Annotated in this window: 9 protein-coding genes; 2 read left to right on the top strand and 7 right to left on the bottom strand. The window is 57.1% G+C overall.

Annotated elements, in window-relative coordinates:
- Positions 1-93: 93 nt before the first annotated feature.
- Together ACONT6_RS15000 and cobO are read left to right on the top strand one after the other, a co-directional pair.
- On the top strand, positions 94-1,968 hold the full coding sequence (locus tag ACONT6_RS15000) for a TonB-dependent receptor plug domain-containing protein (protein ID WP_428819247.1): 1,875 nt from the start codon (positions 94-96) through the stop codon (positions 1,966-1,968).
- 175 nt (positions 1,969-2,143) lie between these two features.
- On the top strand, positions 2,144-2,764 hold the full coding sequence (gene cobO / locus ACONT6_RS14995) for a cob(I)yrinic acid a,c-diamide adenosyltransferase (RefSeq protein ID WP_428819246.1): 621 nt from the start codon (positions 2,144-2,146) through the stop codon (positions 2,762-2,764).
- 4 nt (positions 2,765-2,768) lie between these two features.
- Here the strand turns inward: cobO and ACONT6_RS14990 are convergent, their stop codons facing one another.
- The 7 genes from ACONT6_RS14990 to ACONT6_RS14960 form a co-directional block, all read right to left on the bottom strand.
- On the bottom strand, positions 2,769-3,146 hold the full coding sequence (locus ACONT6_RS14990) for a hypothetical protein (RefSeq protein WP_428819245.1): 378 nt from the start codon (positions 3,144-3,146) through the stop codon (positions 2,769-2,771).
- A gap of 2 nt (positions 3,147-3,148) precedes the next feature.
- Positions 3,149-4,120: a hypothetical protein gene (locus ACONT6_RS14985; RefSeq protein ID WP_428819244.1), complete on the bottom strand. Its 972-nt coding sequence runs from the start codon at positions 4,118-4,120 to the stop codon at positions 3,149-3,151.
- Positions 4,121-4,308: 188 nt separating this feature from the next.
- Complete coding sequence (locus ACONT6_RS14980; protein WP_428819243.1) at positions 4,309-6,573, bottom strand: TonB-dependent receptor; 2,265 nt, start codon at positions 6,571-6,573, stop codon at positions 4,309-4,311.
- A 406-nt stretch (positions 6,574-6,979) separates the two neighbouring features.
- Entirely contained in the window at positions 6,980-8,425 is a 1,446-nt protein-coding gene (locus ACONT6_RS14975; protein WP_428819242.1) for a coniferyl aldehyde dehydrogenase, read from the bottom strand.
- A gap of 110 nt (positions 8,426-8,535) precedes the next feature.
- Entirely contained in the window at positions 8,536-9,531 is a 996-nt protein-coding gene (locus tag ACONT6_RS14970) for an AraC family transcriptional regulator (protein ID WP_428821521.1), read from the bottom strand.
- 79 nt (positions 9,532-9,610) lie between these two features.
- Positions 9,611-20,863, bottom strand: coding sequence for an isopeptide-forming domain-containing fimbrial protein (locus tag ACONT6_RS14965; RefSeq protein WP_428819241.1), 11,253 nt, complete (start codon positions 20,861-20,863; stop codon positions 9,611-9,613).
- 72 nt (positions 20,864-20,935) lie between these two features.
- Positions 20,936-23,224, bottom strand: coding sequence for a hypothetical protein (locus ACONT6_RS14960; RefSeq protein ID WP_428819240.1), 2,289 nt, complete (start codon positions 23,222-23,224; stop codon positions 20,936-20,938).
- Positions 23,225-23,228: the final 4 nt, after the last annotated feature.

Below are 23,228 nucleotides of genomic sequence, written 5' to 3'. Positions count from 1 at the left end.
TTGTTCTTGAGGGCCGTTTTCCCGCGCCCGCCTGTGCTTCTCGCCCATATCTCCCCTCCCTCAATCGATCGAATTTTCGGATTGGGGAACACCATGAAAAAAAATCTGCTCGCCAGCGCCTGCGCTACTAGTGTCGTTCTGGCCGCGCCATCCGCCTTTGCGGAAAACAATTCAGCGACCGCTGGTCAGGACCTGGAACAGGTTACCGTCACCGCCAGTCGGATCGAGATACCCAAGGCTCAGTCTGCAGTGTCAGTCTCGGTACTGACCGCGGCGGATATTGAAAAACTTGGCTACGGCACCCTGCTGGATGTGGTCAAAACCCTGCCGGGTATTTCCGTCAGCAACACCGGCGGCCTGGGCAAGGTCAGCAACGTGTACGTACGCGGTGAATCCGGTTCCCGTACCCTGGTACTGCTGGACGGTGTCAACGTTGCCGACCCTACCAATACCCAGGTCACCACCCAGTTCCAGCACCTGCTGGCCAGCGACATCGAGCGCATCGAAGTACTGCGTGGCCCCCAGGGCATGATGTACGGCGCCGGTGCCGGCGGTGTAATCAATATCATCACCAAGCGCGCCAGCCAGCCCCTGGAAGTGCTACTGAGCGGTGAAACCGGCCGTTACGATACGAATCGCACCCAGGCCGCGCTGCGCGGAGAGCTGGCGGGATGGAGCTACGCGGTGGACCTGAGTCAGTTGGAAAGTGATGGGTTCAATGCCCAGGTATCCGACAGCACCGGCGAGCGCGACGGCTACGACAACCAGACTACCAGCGCCAAGCTTGGCTATGCCTTTAGCGAAAGTTTTTCCGTACAGGGACAGGTGCGGGAAGTCGATGCGGAAACCGAGTTTGATGGCTGCTTTGCCTTCAGTGATCCTTCCGATTGCCTGGATATCTATACCCAGACCACTTACCAGCTGGGCGCAGACCTGAAGACCGGGGCCCTCGCCCATCAGTGGTCCCTGTCCAGGCAGAAGCTGGAGCGCGATAGCCTTGCCGAAGGTATCAGCAGCTATGCGGTGGAAGGCAGTATCGAAGAGCTGAACTATGTGGGTAGCACCGACCTGGGTGCCGGCGGTATTTCCTGGGGGCTTGACCTGGACCAGCAGGAATTCGAATCTGCCTACAACGCCCAGTCCCTGGAGATTCTCGGTCTGTACGGCGAGTGGCGCGGTGATGTGGCGGACAGTGTTTACTACACCGTCGGATTCCGTCGCGACAGCCTGGAGAGTGAGGATCACAACAGCTGGCGGGTTTCCGCGGCGCTCCCGCAACTGATCGGTGATAACCAGCAGATCAAGTACCGCGCCAGTGCCAGCACCGGCTTCCGCGCGCCGAGCCCCTACGAAGTATCCACCAATGTGGTCAGCGAAGTAGTCCCGGTAGGTCCGGAAACCAGTCGCGGTTATGAGCTGGGGGTGGAGTATCGCTATGCCGACCTGCTGCAGCTGGAGCTGGTTGCCTTCCAGCAGACCATTACCGACGCCATCGTGTATGTAAACGGTATTGGCACCGGCTGGGGCGCCTATGCCCAGGACGATGGCGAGAGTGAATCCGACGGGGTGGAGCTCTCCCTGGCGGGCAATATCGGCGATGCCGGTCGCTGGTATGCCAACGGAACCTGGCTCGACAGCACTGACAGTGCCGGCGAACAACGCCTGAACGTGGCGCAGCGGGTGTTTAATGTGGGTGCCAGCTATGCACTGCTGGGAGATCGCCTGACCCTGTCCGGAAACTGGCAGCAGGCCGATGACCGCCTGAGCCCGAATCCGGCCTGGGGCGGAAGCCCACTGCCCCAGGATGCCTATAGCAAGCTGGACGTGAATGCGAAGTATTCATTCAGCAAACGTCTCGCCTTCACCCTGCGCGGTGAAAATGTCCTGAACGACGACTACACCGAAGTGGCCGGTTACTACACCGCCGGCGCCGCGGTATACGCGGGTGTGCAGTTCTCCCTGAACTGATCCAACCGAGCGTGCCGGGCCCCGGGCCCGGCACTTTTCGCTTCTCTATTCCACTCTCTATACCTCTCTCTATTCCACCCCGTATTCTTCTCTCCATGAAGCGCGCAAGCGCGACCCCAATCCGGTTCACGGATTCCTGTTATCCTGTTTATTTCCAATTTCGGAAGGCCTATCTATGACTGCGGAAAGCGACAAGCAGCAGCGCCACAAGAAACGCATGCAGGCGCGTAAGGAAATCGTCGATACCGGTATCGCCCAGGCGCTGGAAGAGCGCGGTATCGTCATCGTGTATACCGGCGATGGAAAAGGTAAAACCACTGCCGCTGTGGGCACCGTCACCCGCGCGTTGGGGTATGGCTACAAGGTGGTGGTGGGGCAGTTCATCAAGGGGGTGTGGGAGTGCGGCGAGAAAAACCTGCTTAGCCAGCTCCCCACCGACCAGTACCCGCTGCAGTGGCACGAGATGGGCACCGACTTTACCTGGGAAACCCAGGACTTCGAGGCCGACAAAGCCGCGGCCATCGCCCTGTGGGAAAAACTGAAGTCAGCGCTCGCCGACGACAGCGTGTATCTGGTAGTGATGGACGAGCTGACCTATGCACTGAATTACAAATGGCTGGATAAAACGGAAGTGCTGGAAGCGATTCAGAGCCGCCCGGCCGAGCAGAGCGTGATTATTACTGGCCGCGGTGCCAAGCAGTACCTGATGGATATTGCGGACACTGTAACGGAGATGAAATCGCACAAGCACGCATTTGAGAATGGGATTTCTGCACGGAAGGGGGTGGAGTGGTAGTGAGCTATGAGCTGAATACCCCTATCTTGTCGAGAATGATAAGAGAAATTAGGCAGAAAGCAGAGCCCATAAACATCCAAAAAAATACAATGGCCAGCGCCCGGTCAAACCGGTTTGTATGCTTAGCGATTAGCTCTGAATTGGCGTGGAGAAATGCAAGTTGCCCTCTCTCCAGGACTTTATGGAATTTTCGTGGAGTTGCCAGCGCTTGAGCAACATTTAAAATATCCCATCCACTAGCAAACTCGAGTCCAAGTTCGTACTTGGTTTCGGGGTTTTTACGCAATTTGCGCACGGTTATTTGCCCGAAAAGGACATATAAAATAAGACTTAATAACATGACTGCGACAGAGCAGCCAAGAATCGCCGTAAATGTACTCATGTTTAGTTGAGAACCTCCATAATGCTGTCATACCAAGTGTCCGCATGAGACTGAGTTAACTCACTTGCGGCCATGGATGTTGCAGCTGCCACACCTACAATAGCAATACCACCGACAATAATTCCGACCCATCCAATTGGGGTTGCCGCAATTAAAACACCTAGTGCAGCCGCACCGACTTTTGCTGTCGCGATTCCCAAGCCGGCGCCTACTCCAAAACTAAGAGATTCCCGGAACAGATCTCGTTCCCAGTCACCGCCGGCTTGGTAGCTATTGTGTACTTTCCCTACCCGGGTGCCAAAGTCCACGACAGCAAGCCCATTACCAAGCAGCTTGGTATATTGACTGAATCTAACCAGTTTGTGCGCCTCAATCTCACTGGTAAATTGAAGCTTCGCCGCATTGCGGCTGCTGCGCGCGATATTGGTGCCGCGTTCTGCACTGGTCAGCGGGGTGCCGCGCCGTGAGCGTATATGGTCTGTCACGGCATTCAGCTCGGCACGAAACTGCAACTGCATGCTTTGAAAAGCGCGGTGCGCCAGTTGTTTGAGCTGGCTATGGTTGCCCGCTTTGTTCAGCTTCGCATCCCGGTAGGCAAGCAGCGCTATCTGGTACTCCTTAACCGATTTGGCAAAGCCGTTGATTCGCTCGCCGTAGACACTGGTGGAGGCGCCGGTCAGAGCGATATTGTAGTCATTGAGCTGCTCCATCATAGCAGCAATGGCCAGAGTGTTGTCTTCGCCGAAGGTCAGTGACATCTCGGTTATGGGGCGGGCGACCTGTGACGGAGCGAGAAGGGCCTGGATGCGTTTTCCCTGTGCACTGTTGTGACCATTCAGCAGGTAAGGCGTATTGGCCTGCGCGAATTTCGGGGTCGGGCAGTGGAGTGCGGAAAGTTGCTGCAAGTTCAAATTGCAGGCTTGCTGGATATCGGGGGAAGTCAGTTCCCGATTGCAGAGGAGGAGAGTGCTCATTTTCAGGTCCTTTTGAAAATGCAGGTATTTCTTGTGGCCGAGAAATACTAAAGGATCTGAAGGGGAATTACAGAATTATTAGAGGAATGGGCGTACCAGTTTTAGCTAACAAAAAACGCCTGAAAACAGGCGTTTTTTGCAAGGTGTAAGCTTGAGAACTCCAGCGCGGAGCACTTGTAAATTGGAGGTTACATCTTCCAGTTAAATCGCAGCCCAGCCGTGCGCGGCTGCCCCCACACACCGTATCCCCAGTCGGAACCCAGGGTGTTCTGGTAGGTGAAGTATTCCTCGTTGGCCAGGTTTCTGGCGAAGGCCTCGACGCTGTAGGTGTCCGTCGGCGAGTGCCAGGCGACCTTGGCGTTGGCGAGACCGTAGGCGCTCTGTTTGGAGTAGGGGTCGTTTTCCACCTGCAGGTAGTGGTCGTCCTGCCAGGCGTAATCCCCCTGGAACACCAGTTCACCATTGTCGCCCAGGCTCTGGTAGTAGCGCGCTACCAGGTTGTAGGTAAAGCCGGGGGCGGAGGGCAGTTCATTGCCATCCAGGGTGTAAGCGTCTCCCGCTACAAAAAACAGCTGCTCCGAATCAAATTCGGTATTGAGCCAGCCGGCGCCGGCGATGACTTCAAAGTTTTCGGTAATCGGCGCGGTCAGTTCTACTTCGGCACCGGTACCGGTTACGTCGCCGGCATTGGTGATCACACTGCCATCGGCCACGGTGAGAAATACCTGGGCCTGATAGTCATCCACTTTGTAGTGGAAGGCTGCCATATTCAGTCGGTAGACCTCTGCCAGGGTGGTTTTAAGGCCAAGTTCGAAGTTATCGATATTCTCTGCGCCCACCGGCTTGGTGGCCTCAGGGGAAGAGTTGTAACTGCCGGAGAAACCGCCGCTTTTAAAACCGGTGGAGTAGCTTGCGTAGGCCAGTGTTCCGGCACTGGGACGCCAGTCCAGACCGATACGGCCGGTGGTGGCGTTGTCGCTCAGGTCGCCGGTAGTATCGATTTCATCGTAAAAACTGGGTCCAGCATCCTGGGTAAAGTCGCGCTCCTCTTCCGTATAGCGCAGGCCGCTGACCAGGGTGAGGGTTTGCGAGAGATCGTATTCCAGCTGGCCAAACAGCGCCCAGGACTCACTATCCAGGGTCACGATTTCCCGATGCCATAGACCCAGCTCCGCCCAGTCTGCGGTGGTGGGAGCCTCGGTTACCAGGCCGCGGTCATCCTTGTAGTAGTAAAACCCGGTTACCCAGTTACTTTTTTCGGTGTTGCCGTTCAGGCGTATTTCCTGGGTGTATTGCTCTGCATCCACCCCGTACTGTTCATCGAAATAAACCACTGCGGTGCCGTCGCCGTCATCCTGCAGGAATTTATCCAGTTCTTCGTAGGCGGTGATTGAGGTCAGGGAGAAATTTTCGAAATCCCAGATAAGCGTCGCGGAAGAGCCAAAGGTATCGATCTCGGTGCCGAGGCCACCCTTCGCGCCGGATGCCACATATTCCGGACCATACCTGCCCCCCGAGGCTTCGATACCGGTCATATCAAATGATGCACTGGTGCAGCGCCCGGCTTGAATTGCGCCGATGGAACACTTGTTTGCGTCCCCGCTAGCTTCTTCCAGGTAGCCCATATGCGCAAAGCCCACGGATTGCTGGTCGGCACTGCTACCGTGCACGTTCAGGAGCAGGTTGGCATTGTCGGCAAGATCGAATTCCAGCTGGGTGCGATAACCGAAGCTGTCGGTATCATTGAGCTTTTCCCCGGTGACGGTGTTGGTCTGCCAGCCATCGTTTTGTGTGGTCTTGACGGCGATGCGTCCGCGAACGCTGTCGCTGATTGGTCCACTCATGGCACCCTCGAGAATACTCTCGGAATAGGTACCGATACTGGCGCTGGCACTGGCTTCAAATTCTTCGGTGGGCTTGCGCGAAACGTAGTGCACCAGGCCACCGGTGGTGTTACGGCCATACAGGGTACCTTGTGGGCCGCGCAGAACTTCCACCCGTTCCAGGTCGAACAGCTGAATCGCGGAGCCTGCGGGATTGCCGCGGTAGACGTCGTCCACGTAGATGGATACCGGGGATTCCCAGGAGTCGGAGAAATTCACGAGGCTGATACCGCGCAGGCTGACGGAAGGGCTGGACGCTTCGCCGAAGATGGCGAAGAAGTTCATATTTGGTACCTGCTGGGTAATATCCAGTCCTTCTTCAAAACCCATTTTATCGATCGCGTCCCCGGAAAATGCGCTGACGGCGACGGAGACGTCCTGCATGGACTGCTCGCGCTTTTGTGCCGTCACGGTGACTTCTTCCAGTACGGATTGCTGGGCGAGGGCGCTGTTGGCACCGAGGGTGCCTGCGAGCGCAATGGCACTGAACAGCAGTGTGCGGCCGGGCAGGGTGAGTCTGGGTGCTTGTGCGTCAGAATGGTGAAGCTTGCTGCGGTTTGGTGCAGTCATGTTTTCTCCTTGTGATCACGCGTGTTCCGTTGGTATCCGAGCTGGATTGCGCGATTGAATAGCGGGCGTCTTTGCCCGGGGTGCACGACGATGTTGCATCGTTGTGATTGAACTGGTGCTCTTGCAAAAGAGATCCAAGAAAAAAAGAGCGCCATAATGGCAAAGCTCTGAAATTAGCCTACCAAAAGTTGCAGTTTGACCGCAATTTTGTTGCTTGTGCGCGGCGGGAGGGACGAAAATCTAAGCGCAGTGTGGTGGCGGCAGAGTACTGGGTACCTGTTTTCAGAACCGCTGTAGATACATCCCTGTACGCTGCGTCGGCGACGTCCGTGTCGCCGACGCTTCTGAAAACAGGTACCCAGCACTCTGCCTTCGCATGTAGATTTTTACATTGGGAAGGTTTGCGTTACTTGGTCAAGCGAAGCATCAACTTCATCATTTTATCTGCGAGATTGCCGTAAGGCGGCATCAACAGTTTCAGCGGATCCAGCGGGCCCTGGTAGAAAACAGGACGCAGTTTGGAAAAGGTGATAAATCCTTCATAACCGTGGTAGTGACCCATACCACTCTCGCCCACACCGCCGAATGGAATATCGTGCTGTCCAACATGCAACACCGCGTTGTTCACACTGACACCGCCAGACATGACATGCTCGATGTAATAATTCTGCAGATCCTTGTCTTTGGTAAACGGGTAGATGGCCAGCGGACGGTCACCGCTGTTGATATAGGCGGCCACTTCTTCGCGGTTTTTGTAGGTCTTGATCGGCAATAGCGGGCCGAAGATTTCCCGCTGCATGACTTCCATGTCCTCGCTCACATTGATCAGTAGGTGGGCGGGAAATTTTTTCAGCGGGTCGTCGCGCTGGCCCTGACCGTCGGTGAGGTCGATGGCGGTAGCGCCCTTGTCGACCGCATCGTCCAGAGTCTGCCAGATTCGCTGGAACGAGCGCTCGTCAATGACCGAGGTGTAGTCCGGATTCTGGATATCCGGGTAGCGCTTTTTGAAGACTTTCCTGGCTTTTTCCACAAAGCCGTCGACCTTGTCCTCCGGTAGCAGCAGGTAATCCACCGTGGTACAGATCTGCCCGGCATTGAACAGCTTCCAGAACAGCACGCGTTCCACGGCCGTATCGGTATCGTAATCCGGGCCGACAATTGCCGGAGACTTGCCACCGAGTTCCAGGGTGACCGGTGTCAGGTTGGCCGCCGCCGCGGCCATGACTTTACGCCCGGTGGTGCCAGAGCCGGTAAAAATGAGGTGGTCGAATTTGAGCTTGGAAAACTCGATACCCACGCCACCAGTCTCTTCGAGAAATACCAGCTTGTCTGCGGGAAAATAGTCGCCACTGATGCGTTGTAGCAGCGCGGTGAGTTTGCGCGAGTTTTCCGACATCTTCACCATCGCGCGGTTGCCGGCGGCAAAGATGTTGATCAGAGGGCCGAAGGACAGATTGACCGGGAAATTCCACGGCACGATCACGCCCACCACGCCGAGCGGCTGCGGAATCACCTTATTGGACGAGGTGGGGAAGGCGGTGATGTCTATATGGCGGCGCTGGGGCTTCATCCACTTTTTGAGATTCTTGATGGTGCCCTTGATCCCGTCCAGTGCGGGGAAGATTTCCGCAAACAGGGTTTCGTGGTGAGAGCGGTTGCCGTAGTCGGCACTGACCGCCTGCACTATCTCGTCCTGGTGGTCGCGAATCATCTGCGCGAGGGATTTCAGGTCTCTGACCCGCTGCTGATAGTCCGGTGCAGGGTCGGCGAGGTAGGCCTGGCGCTGTTGTGCCAGCAGGTTTTCCAGGACGGCGGCCTGGGCGTTATCGCTGTTCAGTGTCTGGGTATTCATGATCGCTCCGCAGCGTGGTATCCGGGATCTAATGGTTGTTGTTCCCAGAATACGCAATTCCGACCCGCAAGAGTTGACCGATCGCGCAATTTACCACGCTGGCGATCGGTTCAGCCTGGGTGCTGGCGCAGCCAGGATCTGGGGCTGGCGCCCATGATGCGCTTGAAGGCGCGGGTGAGGGCGCTGAGCTGGCTGTAGCCCACCAGCTCGGCGATTTCCGTGAGGGACAGGTTGCCCTCGAGTAAGTAAGTACACACCTGCTCTACACGCGTGCGGTCCAGTAGTTGCTGGAAGCTGGTGCCTTGCTGGCGCAGCCGCGCCTGCAGAGTGCGCGGCGCCATATTCACGCTGTCGGCGACCTTCTCCAGGGTAACCGGGCCGCGCGGTAAAAGATTGGTGATGGTCCACAGGAGTTGCTCCTGAAACCCGTCCAGCTGCTTTTTTTTCAGGAAACTGTCGATCAGACCGCGCATTTCCGGGTTGGCGCCCGCCACGGGGCGCTCCAGCAGGGATGCAGCGAAGGCAATGCCATTGGACGCACAATCAAAGTAAACCGGGCACTGGAACAGATCCCGATAGGGAATGAGGCCGCCCGGCGCAGTTGGCGCTGGACCGCTCAGGTAAACGGCGCTCAGCGGCACGGGCTCGGCGAGCAAAAAACGGATCATGTTGACGCCGCCGGCCACCAGATTGTCGCTGTGCTGGCGCGAGTGTGCGGAAGGCCCGTCGAAATTGTAGCGGGAGTACAACTGGGCTGTGTCGCCTTCCACTTCAAACCAGACTTCGAGGCCCTGTGCGGTCTGGCCGATGGAGGAGGTGATGGTCTCCAGCGCATCGCGCAGTGTCGCGCACTGTTGCAGTAGTACCCCTACGGTGCCAAATGCGGAAATATTCTGCTGCTGCGCCAGCTTTAGCCCGAAGTGCGCGCAGCCACTAAGACGTGCGCCCAGCTCGAGCAGTTCGACCTTGGTTTCCATGGGAATCATCAGGTCGGGCCTGTCGAGATAGTCCGCAGGCAGGGACAGCCGCTGTAGCAGTTCCGCGACGTTGACGCCGAAGCTGCCAAGCAGGCTTTTGTAGCCGGTGAGCGCGCTGGCGCGGACCATGGGGAGCAAGGGGGTTCCTCTCGGTTAGCCGGGAGCCACCATGATACCGAACCCGTCGCCCGTTGGCGTCACCGGCAACTTATTTCTCGTTCACTGCATGCTCCATTGCGGCCTCCTGCTGGCTGAGTTCGGCCAGGGCCAGCAGCAGCGGTGAAACCCGTGATTCGCTGATCTCCCGGGTAATCTCTGCCAGTTGCCGCTGTAGCGGATTCTCCTCGTTCTCCACCGGGAACGGTTCCGCATTGTCGGGCGACGACTGGAAGATGGGTGGCAGTGACTCTTCCGCAGCGGTGATCTCGTAATAAGCCACCGGCAACCTGGGGCTCGCTGCGGGGCGCTCGAACTCCCCGAAACGGGTGTTGGCCCGGTAATTTCCGAAATCCTTGTCCAGGGCCAGAGGGCTGGATTTTTCCTGTTCAGGCTCGAAGCTGACCGAGATACTCATGTCGTTGTAGAAAACCCACGCCCAGCCGTTGGGGTAATACTCCCCGCCTACGGGACCGAACACCGGGTCAAAGTAGAGCCCGGCGTGACTGCCCTGCAGGTTGGCTTCAATATCCGCGTGCGCCAGAGTGATCAGGCGGCCGTGCAGTTGCAAGAATTCCCGGTCCCAGGTCACGGTGGGATAGGGATACATATCGGAGCGGAGCAGGGTAAGGAAGTCGACATTGACGTTGTTTTCGATTTCCGTCTCGTCGCTGTCGGTATTGTCCTCAAGATTCTGGTCCTTGCCGTTGTTGCCGTCATCGGTAATCACCGCGGTGTTGTCGACCTGCTGTACCGTGGCATCCAGGGGGTAATCCACAATGACGGCAAAGGTAATACTGCCCTCCTCTCCGGGGGCCAGGGTGCCCACATCGAAGGTGAAGGTGTCGCCGTTCTGTACCCAGCCGGGTGTGGAGTTGGCAGCGTCGAAACTGGTGTTCGCTGGCAGGGTTTCGGTAATTACGACACCGCTTGCACTAGCGGTACCGCGATTGCCGTAATCCAGGGTGTAGACCAGGGTTTCGGAAGGTTTCGGTACCGCATCGTTGTCATCCTTGTCGATATACAGATCCACGAATTCAATTTCGAGGATTTCATCGTCGCGGTTGTTTTCCGGTGTTGGGTCTTCGCCGTTACTACCATCGTCGTCGACCACCACCATATTGGTTTGCGGGCCGACATTGGCGGGCACGTCCTCGACCACCACGGCTGCAACACTCAGGGTGACGCTGTCACCGGCTGCCAGATTGCCGATGTTCCAGGTCACGGTGCCGGCGTCGAGATCAATGATACCGCCATCACTGGCGACAAAATTTGTAAACAGGCTGGTGTCGGGCAGGGTGTCGGTAACCACTACGCCGGTGCCATCCTGATTGCCCTGGTTACTGACTTCGATGGTCCACTCAACGGCGTCGCCCGGATTGGTGGGGTCTTCGAAGTTCTCGACTTTGTCGATCACATAGTCCGGTTGGGCATCTGTTGGGGTGACTTCATCGTCGGTATTGTCTTCCAGATTCTGGTCCGGCCCCGTATTACCATCGTCCTCGATAGTGGCGGTATTATTGAGCTCCTCCACGCCGGCTGGAATGGGGTCGTCGATGATCACCGCAAAATCCACACTGCCATTTTCGCCAGCGGCGAGCTCGCCGAGCGCCAGGGTCAGCGTATCGCCATCCAGTACCCAGCGCGGGTCGGAATTGGCCGCATCGAAGCTGGCGTACTCCGGCAGCGTTTCGGTGATCACCACGCCACTGGCATCGGCGGTGCCGTTGTTGGCGTAATTCAGTGTGTAAACCAGGGTATCGCCGGGCTCGACGGTAATGCCGCCGTCGTCCTTGTCGATGGCAAGATCTACATAGGTGATATCCAGGTCTTCGCTATCGGTATTGTTTTCCGGCGTCGGGTCTTCGCCGTTGTTGCCGTCATCGGTCACTTCCACCGAGTTGGTCTGGGTGGGAATGTTTGTGGGCACGGATTCCGCAACCACTGCGGTGAGTGTCAGGGTGATGGTGTCACCGGCCGCGAGGTCGCCAATATTCCAGGTGACGGTACCCGCGTTGAGATCGATCACGCCGCCGTCGCTGGCGGTGAAGTTACTGAACAGGCTGGTGTCCGGCAGGGAATCGGTGACGACAACGCCGGTGCCGTCCTGGTTGCCCGCATTGCTGACCTCAATGGTCCACTCGATGGTGTCACCGGGGTTGGCCGGATCATCGAAATTCTCGATCTTGTCGATCACATAGTCCGGTCGACCGTCGATAGGAGTAACCTCGTCGTCTTCATTGTCTACGAGGTTCTGGTCGGGGCCGGTATTGCCATCGTCTTCGATGGTGGTGGTGTTACTGGTCTCCTCGACGCCGGTGGGAATCGGTTCATCAATGATTACCGCAAATTCCACACTGCCGGTTTCTCCCGCGGCGAGGGTGTTGAGCTCGAGCGTGAAAGTGCCATCCCCCTGATCCACCCAGCGCGGGTCGGAATTGGCCGCGTCGAAACTGGCGTATTCCGGCAAGGATTCGGTGATCACCACACCGCTGGCATCGGCGGTCCCGTTGTTGGCGTAATTCAGGGTGTACACCAGGGTATCACCGGGCTCGACGGTAATACCGCCGTCGTCCTTGTCGATAGCGAGATCCACGTAGGTGATATCCAGGTCTTCGCTGTCGATATTGTTGTCCGGAGTCGGGTCCTCTCCATTGTTGCCGTCATCGGTCACTTCCACCGAGTTGGTCTGAGTGGGAATGTTTGTGGGCACGGATTCATTGACGATGGCGCTGAGTGTCAGCGTCACACTTTCGCCCGCGGCGAGATCGCCAATATTCCAGGTGACCGTGCCCGCATCGAGATCGATCACACCACCGTCGCTGGCGGTGAAGGAGTTAAACAGGCTGGTATCCGGTAGGGTATCGGTAACCACCACACCGGTGCCATCCTGGTTGCCTTCATTGCTGACCTCGATGGTCCACTCGATAGTGTCACCGGGATTCGCTGGATCATCGAAGTTCTCGATTTTATCGATCACGTAGTCCGGCTGGGCGATAACCGGTGTAGTGTCATCATCGGTGTTGTTACTCAGGTTCTGGTCCGGGCCGCGTCCGTCCGCGTAGGAAATTTCGGTTTCATTTAAAATCTCTTCGACGCCTGCCGGTAGTGGATCGTCCACGATCACCGTGTAAGTAACACTGCCGCTCTCGCCGTCGGCCAGGGTGCCCAGATCCAGGGTAATGGTTCCGTCCGGTTGCTCGACCCAGCGGGGATCTGAATTGGCCGCATCGAAGGTCGTGTTGTCCGGAAGCGTCTCGGTAATCAGTACATCTTCGGCCGGAGCCGAGCCGATATTGGCGTAGTCCAGGGTATAGGTAACCGAACCGCCGGGTGTGGTTGTGATACCGCCGTCATCCTTGGCGATCGCCAGATCCACTTCGGTGATATCAAACGGCTCTTCATCGATATTGTTTTCCGGGGTCGGGTCTTCGCCATTGGCGCCGTCATCGGTTACCGATACGGAATTCACCTGCTGGGGCAACAGGAACGGCGGTACGTTTTCATTGACGGTGGTGGTGAGCGTGAGGGTAATGGAATCCCCTGCGGCCAGATCGCCGATATTCCAGGTCACGGTGCCGGCATCGAGATCCACGATACCGCCGTCACTGGCGATAAAGCCGGCGTCAAAGAAGTCGCCGGTGGGCAGGGTGTCGGTGACCACCACACCGGTACCATCCTGATTGCCCTCGTTGGACACGACGATATCCCAGCTGATGGTTTCTCCGGGAAACGCGGGATCATCAAAATTTTCGATCTTGTCGATCACGTAATCCGGACGCCCATCAATGGGGGTGACCTCGTCATCATCATTATTTTCGAGGTTCTGGTCGGGGCCGGTATTGCCGTCGTCTTCGATGCTGGTGGTGTTGCTGGTTTCCTCCACCCCGGAAGGAATGGGATCGTCGATGATCACGGCGAAGTCCACACTGCCGGTTTCACCGGCTGCTACATCGCCCAGTTCCAGGGTCAGCGTATCGCCATTCTGTACCCAGCGCGGATCGGAATTGGCCGCATCGAACGTGGCGTACTCCGGCAGGGATTCGGTGATTACGACCCCACTGGCATCGGCGGTACCGTTGTTGGCGTAATCCAGGGTGTACACCACGGTGTCACCGGGCTCCGCGGTGATACCGCCATCGTCCTTGTCGATGGCCAGGTCCACATAGGTGATATCCAGATCTTCGCTATCGATATTGTTGTCCGGTGTCGGGTCTGCGCCGTTGGCTCCATCATCGGTGACTTCTACCGAGTTGGTCTGGGTGGGGATATTGGTGGGCACGGATTCATTGACCACGGCACTCAGGGTCAGTGTGACACTGTCGCCCACCGCGAGGTCGCCGATATCCCAAGTGACGGTACCCGCGTCGAGATCGATCACGCCACCATTACTGGCAGTGAAGGAATTAAACAGGCTGGTATCCGGCAATGTGTCGGTGACGATCACACCGGTACCATCCTGGTTCCCTTCATTGGTGACTTCGATGGTCCACTCGATAGGATCCCCCGGGTTGGCCGGGTCATCGAAGTTTTCGATCTTGTCGATGACATAATCCGGCGCGGCGATCAGCGGGGTGACATCCACGTCGGTATTGTCCTCCGGCGTGGGATCGGTACCGTTGCTTTCGTCGCCGTCGATGGAAACGGTGTTATTGGTTTCTTCCACACCGGAGGGCAGCGGGCTGATGACGGTGACGACCAGGGTTACCGACCCGGTTTCACCTGCGGCCAGGTCACCCACGTCAAACGTCAATGTGTCGCCATCGAGTGTCCAGCCGGGGTTGTCTGCGGGGTCGAAGGTGACGTATTCCGGCAGGCTTTCCGTAATGACCACGCCCGTCGCATCAACGTTGCCATTGTTGCCGTAATTGATGGTGTAGGTGATGTCATCGCCGGGCTCGGCGGAAATACCGCCGTCGTCCTTGTCCACAAACAGGTCCACCGCGCCGATCTCGGCGGTGACCTCATCGCTGTCGTCGTATTCCCGCTCAATGGCACTGTCGTCACCACCTTCGGGGGTATCGAGACTGGTGTATTCAATATCTGCCACGTTGGTGGTTGTCTCGCCCAGAGCATCCGGGTCCGTGGTTACCCGGGCATCCACGGTGATGGTGATAACCGTGGAGGGATCGATTTCGCTGATCTCCAGCAGCAGCAGGTTGGCGGTGGAGCTGTCCACGATGATGGGCGAGCCGCCGCTCACATCAATTTGAATATTTTCAACGCCGGAGAGATACACCGGCAGCGCATCCTGCAGGGTGACGTTGTAGGCATTGGCACCACTGGCCGGGTCCAGCTGCACGGTAATCTGGTAGGTGGCAATTCCACCGAGGGTAAGGGGCTCGGGGCTGAGCAGTTCCTTGTCGACATTCAGCAGGGGTTCCACCACGTCCACCGAGGCATCGTCACTGATATCGGTGTCCGGCGTGTCATCGCCGTCGGTATCGAAACTCAGGGTCGCATCGTTGGTCAGCGTGGTGCCGTCCACATTGGCGGGGATATCGGTCACCCGCAGGCGATAGGTAATGGTGACGGTTTCCGCGGTGGCATTATCGGTATCCGTATTGAGCAGGGTACCGAAATCAAAACCGATGGTGTTGTTGCCGGGATCGTCGATCACGGTGATGTCGTCCTGGTTGACCAGGATGGCATCCGGGTTGTTGGTGGTTACATCAATGAGATCGACAAATTCGAAACCCGGGCCGTAGACATCCGTAATCTGTCCGGTGAGCGATGCTTCCGGCAAGGTCACGGTAATGGAGAAGGTAACGATTTCACCGATGGTTGCCTCGGTATCGTCATTCAGGTCGTCGTTCTGGGAGGTCGATACCAGCGTCTTTTCGATTGCCGGTGAATTGACCGTGATCACCACATTGTCACTGGTGGCATAGTCGTCGAGGGCGCCGCCCTCTCCGTCATCGCCCGTGCGCTCGTTTGCGTCATCGCCATCGAGGCTCGACCAGTCAACTTCGGCAATATTCTCGATGGTGCTGCCGGCAATGGTATTGGCCAGAGTGCCGGAGACGGTGATGGTAACGACGCTGCCGGGGATCAAATCCAGTTCCGCCTGAGGATCCAGCACCAGTTCTCCACCGACAATGGTAAAGAACCCGGATACATCCGTGTTATTGCCACCGGATTCCAGTGACGCGGTAAAACTGATGTCCGTCAGTTCCGAAGGCAGTGGGTCGCTGAAGCTGATGTCGTAGGCAGTGGTGCTGCTGCCGTCGTCCGGGTTGCTGATGGAAATGACATAGCTGACCTGATCGCCGTTGTCGCCGATGCCGACGCTCGCCGACTTACCGATAACCAGTTGCGGTTCGATCACATTGACGGTGGTGGACGCTTCGGAGGTGCCATTGTCGGTAATGAACTGGACGTTATTGCTCAGCGTTACACCGGCCTGGTTGGAATCCACATTGGCGACGCGGACGGTATACACGATCGTGATCAGATCGGGAATATTGTCTGCGCCATTATTGGCAATTGTTGCGGAGCCAAAGTCTAGGCTGGTGGAGCCATCCGGGTTGACGGTGATTTCTGGATCACCGTAGCCACCGAGCACAATCTGCAGGTCGTCGGCGATGATGATGCCATCAAAGCTGACGAACTCCATCCCAGGCGGCAGTGTATCCAGGATCTGCGCACTGAGTACCACGCCCTCGGGTACAACGAAGGCCGCCTGATAAGTGATTTCTTCTCCAATTACCGCTTCAGTGCGGCTATTGAACTCATCCTCGATGGAGCTGCTCACAATACGCTTGCCGGATTCTACAGTGGCGATAGTGAACTGGGCACTGCCATCGGTTTCGTAGTCGTTCAGTGCACCGCCGGCGCCGTCCTCGCCAGTACGCTCGTTGTCATCGTCGCCATCAATGCTCTCCCAGTCCACTGTGCCGGTATTGGTCACTTCCGTACCGAGGATTGGGTTATCGATTACGTTGGCATCGATTACCAGTGTCAGCGTATCACCGAGCAGTAAATCAAAGCTGGCATCCGGGGCCATCTCGATGGTATTGCCGTTAACTACGAACAGGCTGGAGACATCGGTGTCCATGCCGTTGACGGTGAGGGTAGCACTGGCGAGCGATACATTGGTGAGTTGTAGCGGCAGTGTATCGGTAAATGTCGCATCGAAGGCGTCGGTATCGGAGAAGCCAGTATGGGAAATTACGATGGTGTACTGCACCGGGGCACCGGCATCGATGATCAGGGCACCACTGCTGATGGACTTGTCCACCTGCAAATCTGGCTCAATTACCGCAACGTTTTCCGCTGAGTCATTGTCATTGACCGTCGGATTTTCTACGCCATCGTCCGTGCTGTCCCAGGAGAACTGTGCGTTGTTATTGCGTTGCACGCTGCTCTGGTTGGACTCCACATTTTCTACCAGCACGTCATAGGTAATGGTGATGGTTTCAGGAACCGTATTGTCGCGGTTGGTATTGGTGATATCTCCCAGGGTAAATATGACATCCTGGCCATTCTGTGTGACCTGGATAGTGTCCGTGGTGAGCGGTGCGGTGGACGTGATATCGCCGGAGGAGAGGGTTACATCGGTGACACCAATAAAAGAGAGCCCCGGATCCAGCTGATCGGTGATGCTGGCCAGCGGTGTGACGCCTTCTGCCACGGTCAGGGTCAGGGTATAGCTGATCACCTCGCCGATCACCGCCTCTGCATCGCCGTTATTGGGGGTGACGATACTGGTCGAGTTCAGGGTTTTATCTACCGTGTTTTCCTGGATTATGACCGTGGCATCGTCCTGCCAATTGATGTTGGTGTTGCCCTCGGTGTAGTCATTACCCTCGTCGACCCCGCCATAGCCTTCCAGCTGCGCTGTGTTTTCAATAATTTCACCCGCCTGTACATCGTCCGAAGCGACCAGGTCATAAGTGATAACGATAATGTTACTGCCATCGGTGGTGGGGCCCGTATCGGGATCGCGCCCTTCATTCAGCGCGCCTTCATCCGATGAGGGATCGACCAGGGTGATACCGGAACCGAACAGATCTTCTTCATTGACCGTGAAATCAATCTGCGTGCCGTCACCGGTATAGATCTGCAAGTTGAGCCCGTCCGGTGGGATTTCAAAACCGTCCGGCAGGATATCGCTGATCACCAGATCGAAAGCGTCGGAACCGCCGGTATTTTCCAGCACAATGGCAAAGCGCACGGTATCGCCGGCGTCAATGTCACTGAGATTGGAATCGATCGGGGTGCTGTCCAGATTGTCACTGGTGATATCTCCGGTCCAGGGTGCGCTGCCGCTGTCTGCGGTACCCGCCGGGTCGAAGGTCACAGGGCCAGGAGGAGCCGGGTCAAATACACCGTCGCCATCACCGGTGGAGATTACCCCCTTGGTGAGATTTACCTCAGGCGAAACCACTTCAATCTGGATGCCACCGGGGGGGAGCGTTACGGTTTCGTCCGTACCATTCACCGAGACTTGCGCCACATTGGTCAGGAACAGCCCATCGGTAAACGGCTCGTCCTGGACCTGTACCGTAAACAGTAACTGTACATGACCGCCAACGGAGGAGATTTGCTCCACGGGATCCAATGTCCAGGAGATGGAGTTGTTTGCGGAGTCGGCACTGGTGGTGACGTTGGCCCCATCGAGATAGCCATCGGGCCAGTTCGAAAAATCGGTAGCCGGACCGAAGCCCCATTCGTTCACACCGGGTATCAGCGTGCCTTGTGAGGTATCGGTGAATGTGGGAGCGATAGCATCGAACACCGGTTGCGGCAGATAGTCGGTTATCACCACGCCATCGCTATCCAGGGTGGCGAGATCGATATCGATGGCAAACGTCACCGTTTCGCCGACGCTGATATCGGTCAAGTCATCAGGGTTTGTACTGCCATCAATCGCATAGACGCTTTTGCTGGATTCTGCCCCCTCTATCTGTACGCTTTCATTGCCGCTATTAGTGACCTCTTCACCATTGGCGGATTCGGCCGTGCCGCTGATCGTGGCCTGGTTATTGATGACATCGAAGACCTGGACCGGATCTCCGGTTTCAAGGTAGGTTTCGCGAATGGTGGCCTCGTAGGTGATGGTGACCGTGGTGGTGCCATCCACAGCGGTATCTTCAAACAGGTCGCCGTTCAGTACGCCGTTGGGGCTGATCAGGCGATCAATGAGTTCCTGTGACAAATCGAGGCTGACATCCGTGCTGCCGTCGCCGGCGTTCTCCACCACGGATACATTGGCGAGATCGAATGCATCCGGGCCGAAAGTATTGCCATTGGTAAATATTTCAAATGAAAAGGAGTCCGGATCTATCTGCAGGCCGTCCTCGATGCTGTCATTCAGCACCACGTTCGCCAGCTGCATGTAATCCGAAATCTCCAGTGTCAGGGTGTACTCAATGCGATCGCCCGGCGTGAATCCCTCTGCACCGGTATCGTCGATAAGTGCCACGTCTTTCTGAAGCGCAGTCGCTACTGCGGTTATCACCGCATCGTCGCTGTCACTGATTGCCTGGTCCTGATAGTCCCCGGTCACCGATACCGTATTGCGTACCGCGTCATTGGCGCCATCGTTGATTACGATCGGATCGCCATTGGCATCGAAGTCCGGCACATACCCGGTATAGGTAATGACAATGTCGTTACTGGCCAGCGTACCCTCGATCGGATCGTTGAATTCGATGATCAGTTGCGCATCGTTATTGGCGCCTTCCGGCGGTTCGGTAATCGTGACATCGAGCGGCTCGCCATTGGAGTCGGTTACCGTGACATTGCCGGGCACATAGTAAAAATTGTTCGGGACGTCTTCGGTCACCACCAGGTTTTCAATCGTGGAAAGGTTGGCAATGTCGACGTTGACCCGCCAGGTCACCGGTTCGCTGGGGCCGGTGACGGTTTCACCATCGTCACCGATGGAGTTGTTATCGCCGTCGCCATCCTGTGCGACTTTATCCACCTCGATCACGGTCGGTGTGACCGTGGTCTCGATGGGATTGGAAATAATGGGCGGATCGGTATCCGGGTTATTCAGCGGGTCGTTACCGTAGGCAAAACCGGGGCGCACCCAGATCGGAATCGGTACCCCGACCAGCGCGCCTTCGGCTTCATCCAGTAGCACCGATACATCGAAATCGAAGGATGGTTGGTCCGGCGAGAAAGAACCGAAAGGCAACTGGATCGCATACCAGGTCGCGCCCTCTTCCCCGGGCGGCAGGGGAATAGCGCCGGTCTGGTTAAAGTCGAAGGGGTGGTACTCCACCGGGTTACCGCCGCTGTCTAACCACTGACCGTCCTCATAGGTGTAGGTCTCGACAATGGCACCGTTCAAACCACTGACGCTCTCGATGGTCATGCCCGGACCGGCGACAATATCCACGAATGGACCGTAGCCGGTGGTATCGCCATCGTTCTCGAAGGAGAATCCGATATCGGTCGATTCATTGATGAAATCTTCACTCGGCGCATCGACCGAAGTGGTGGGTGTGGCCACCATCAGTCCTTCCCAGGTGCCCTGCAATAGTTGCGAAAAAACGATATCGGTTTCAATTTCCCCGCTGTTTTTTTCCAGATCCCAGTCGCCGCCACGTAGAGCGTTGCCGGTGGGATCGTCGGAAGCGGCTACATCCGCGCCCGTCAATGCGGCGACCTGGTCGATAAATTTATCGCCGGTCAGGCTATAGCCGGTGTTGCAGCCATACAGGAGTATGTCTGCGTTTTCGCTCAGAGCGGTCGACCATGCCTGTAATTGTGCGCTGTGATTATCGCCATCGGGTCCGCTCAGGGTTTCAAGGGAAAGCGCATCGCCGCCGATATCGATACCGCCGGCACCGCCGTGGGAAATCAGGTGTATGGCATCGAAGGTCGCGCCGGTTTCACTGCTTACTTTCTGTAGCAGGTCGGTTACCGTTTGCAGGCTGTCGTCAGCATCTACGGTAAGCAGGGTGATATGGCGTGCACCGATGGTGATCTCGGTGCTGTCCGGATGCTCGGTAACCGAATCCGCCTGCTGAATCAGGTCGTCGATCAATGCCTGCGAATCACTGAGTTGCAGGTCGATGACAACCAGTTCCTGGCGCGAAGTATTGTTGCTGTCATTTCCCAGCGTGGAATTTTCGCCGAGATTTTTATCTCCGCTGGCGGCCTTGGGAGCACTGTCGGAATCCAGGGCCCCATCGCCACCGGAATCACCCGTGTCCTGACTTACGTCTGCTGCCACCGAGGCATCCAGCAACACGCGCTTTTCCAAAGCGCGGTGTCGGCTGGTAAGTTGACGACCCTGCAGGTTGATGGCCTGGGCCAGGGATGATCTGGAAAACTCGTTGAGCTCCATGGGATACCTCGTTCCTTGTGGCGTTCTGGGCGGCTTTCCTGGCCGCACCGAAATAATGGGGCAACAGCGCGGTCAGACGCCGCTCTCGCGGATCACTACACCAGCGACCCGGTCGGTAAATAATTTCAACAGGCTGATGGGTTCGCCCAGTAGCACCAGATGGCCGGTGCGTTGTGCTGTTGTGGGCGCAGTACTGTCGCCGCCGTGTCCATCGAGGGTAAAGTCGATCAGGTGCAGCGCCTCGGCGCTACGCTCGTGATCGTCGGGCAATGTTTGCAGTGGCCCCCCGTAGTCGGATGTCAGGGATGGGTCCTGAATTCTGCGCGAGGCGATCTGTTCCACCATCTGCACGGTAGCAGTGACCGGTTGCCAGCTGCCCTGTAAAAACAATCGCCCGCGCAGCGGTTCACCGTCACTCTGGGCAAGCCGCAAGAATTGCTGTGACTTTCCGTACGCGCGCCCACGCAGGGTGGTGGTGTCGGCGATGGCAATAAACTGCTGATTAGTGTCCAGATACTGGCCGGTATGGAGACCGGGTAGTACCCAGTCCACGGTGCCGGAAACCTTGGCGATAATTTCCAGTTGTTGTTTCTCGGCCTGCAGTGCCTTCAGCTGTTGTTGCTTGCTGAGCAGGTCCTGAAGGTACACGCCGTCCAGCGCATCCAGGCTTTCTGCAAAACCGTCGCTGTTCTGACGCCGCTGCAATAACTTCAGCTCTTCTCTGGTGCGGGCGATACGGTAATCCAGTTGCGAGTCCTGTAGCCGTGCGATCACATCACCGGCAAGCACTTTACTGCCCGGGTGCAGATCGAGGGTTTGCAGTACCCCGCCCGCAGGCGCCATCACTTTCTGGCTTTCCGCAAAGAAAGTGCTGGCGGGGAGCTGTACCGGCCAGGGCAGGGGGATCAGTAACAAAGCCCCGAAAAACGTAAACCCGGCGAGAAACTTTCGATTGAGCAGGCTCAGGAGTTCCCCGGCCTGCTGTAAGGGGGATGCTTTCTCCTGTCCGGCGCCTTGCTGCGTTGCTTGCCCGGATGAAGGGGGTTGGTCGGTTGGTGAAATTTTTCCGTTCATGGCTTGTTGCGCATGTTGCTCTTTCAGGAAATTGATAAACGCGCGGATCTCACGCAGGGTGGGAATGATCAGCAACAGGCCGACACACAGTACCAGGATCAGTACCCCCGCGGCCTTGAACAGCAACTGGTAGGCGCCATAGCTGATCACTGCGAAAACAGAAATTCGGTACAGCAGGCTGGCCGCGCCGAACAGCAGCAGAAGTTTCTGGCGGCGGCTGGTGGCTGGTGTCGCTTGACGCAGTAGCTGTGCCCAGCACCAGTGTCGCAAGGTGGTGGTGGCGGTCTGTTGCAGGTTTTTTTCCCCGGTGAAGTCGCTTAACAGGTAGTAACCGTCAAACTTCATCAACGGGTTTGCATTGATCAGCAGGGTGGTCACCAGAGACGCAGTGAACAGGTAGAACGCCAGTGATCTCACCGGTCCATCGTCCAGCAGGCACCAGGCCAGTGCTGCCACCACACCAAGTGTCGCTTCGAACAATACGCCCGCTGCAGAAATATGCAGCCGCGCGCGGCGGGACAATCGCCAGGCGTCAGTAATTTCACTGAACATGATCGGTAGCAATGCGATCAGACCGACCCCCACGCTATTTGCCCGGATACTATAAATACGGGCAACGCTCGCGTGCCCGAGTTCGTGAAACAGACTGAGCAACAGGTAGCAGGCAAAGAAAATGGCTGCGCCGGCGGCGTTCCAGGAGGCGTTGAAGTAGGCGAGGAATTCGGACCAGTGCTGACCGATAGACAGAGCGCTGAGGGCAGCCGCCAGTGCCAGTAGTACGTAAAAGCCTTTATGTGCTGTGGCGCGTGCCAGCGGCAGCAGCAGTCGGCTGCTCAGCTCGGGAGTGAACAGTGGCCTGCGCCAGAATAGCGCCTGCTGCAGATTCTGCAGGCGCTTTTGTTGCGGGCTGACGCCTGCCAGTTTCTGTTCGATTAAATCACTGCTGCATTGCAGCAATTCGTTTTCCTTGGCAAAGCGCACCACGGCTTCCACATCCTGTGGATTGACCGCGCAACCCTGCTCACGGGCGACACAATCGGCGATAGCCTGGGCGTTGCCGCGATGCCAGTGATGCAATACCAGTAACTCCAGTTCACCCAGCTCGAGATACTGGCCCCGCAACGGGTCATACAGCATCCAGCTGGTGGCACCCTCATCCACCCCTTCGCCTTCCTTTACCGGGTGAAACTGGAGATCCGTGCGCAGTGGTGGCAGCGAACACTGCTCAGCACCTGGGCTGTCGCTGCCTGGGTGTGCAGTGGGGCTGGCGGAACACGATGTTTGCACGGTT

Origin of the sequence: Microbulbifer sp. MCCC 1A16149 (genome assembly GCF_050368945.1) — a bacterium.
GTDB lineage: Bacteria > Pseudomonadota > Gammaproteobacteria > Pseudomonadales > Cellvibrionaceae > Microbulbifer.
This window is presented reverse-complemented; position numbering and strand designations above follow the sequence as displayed.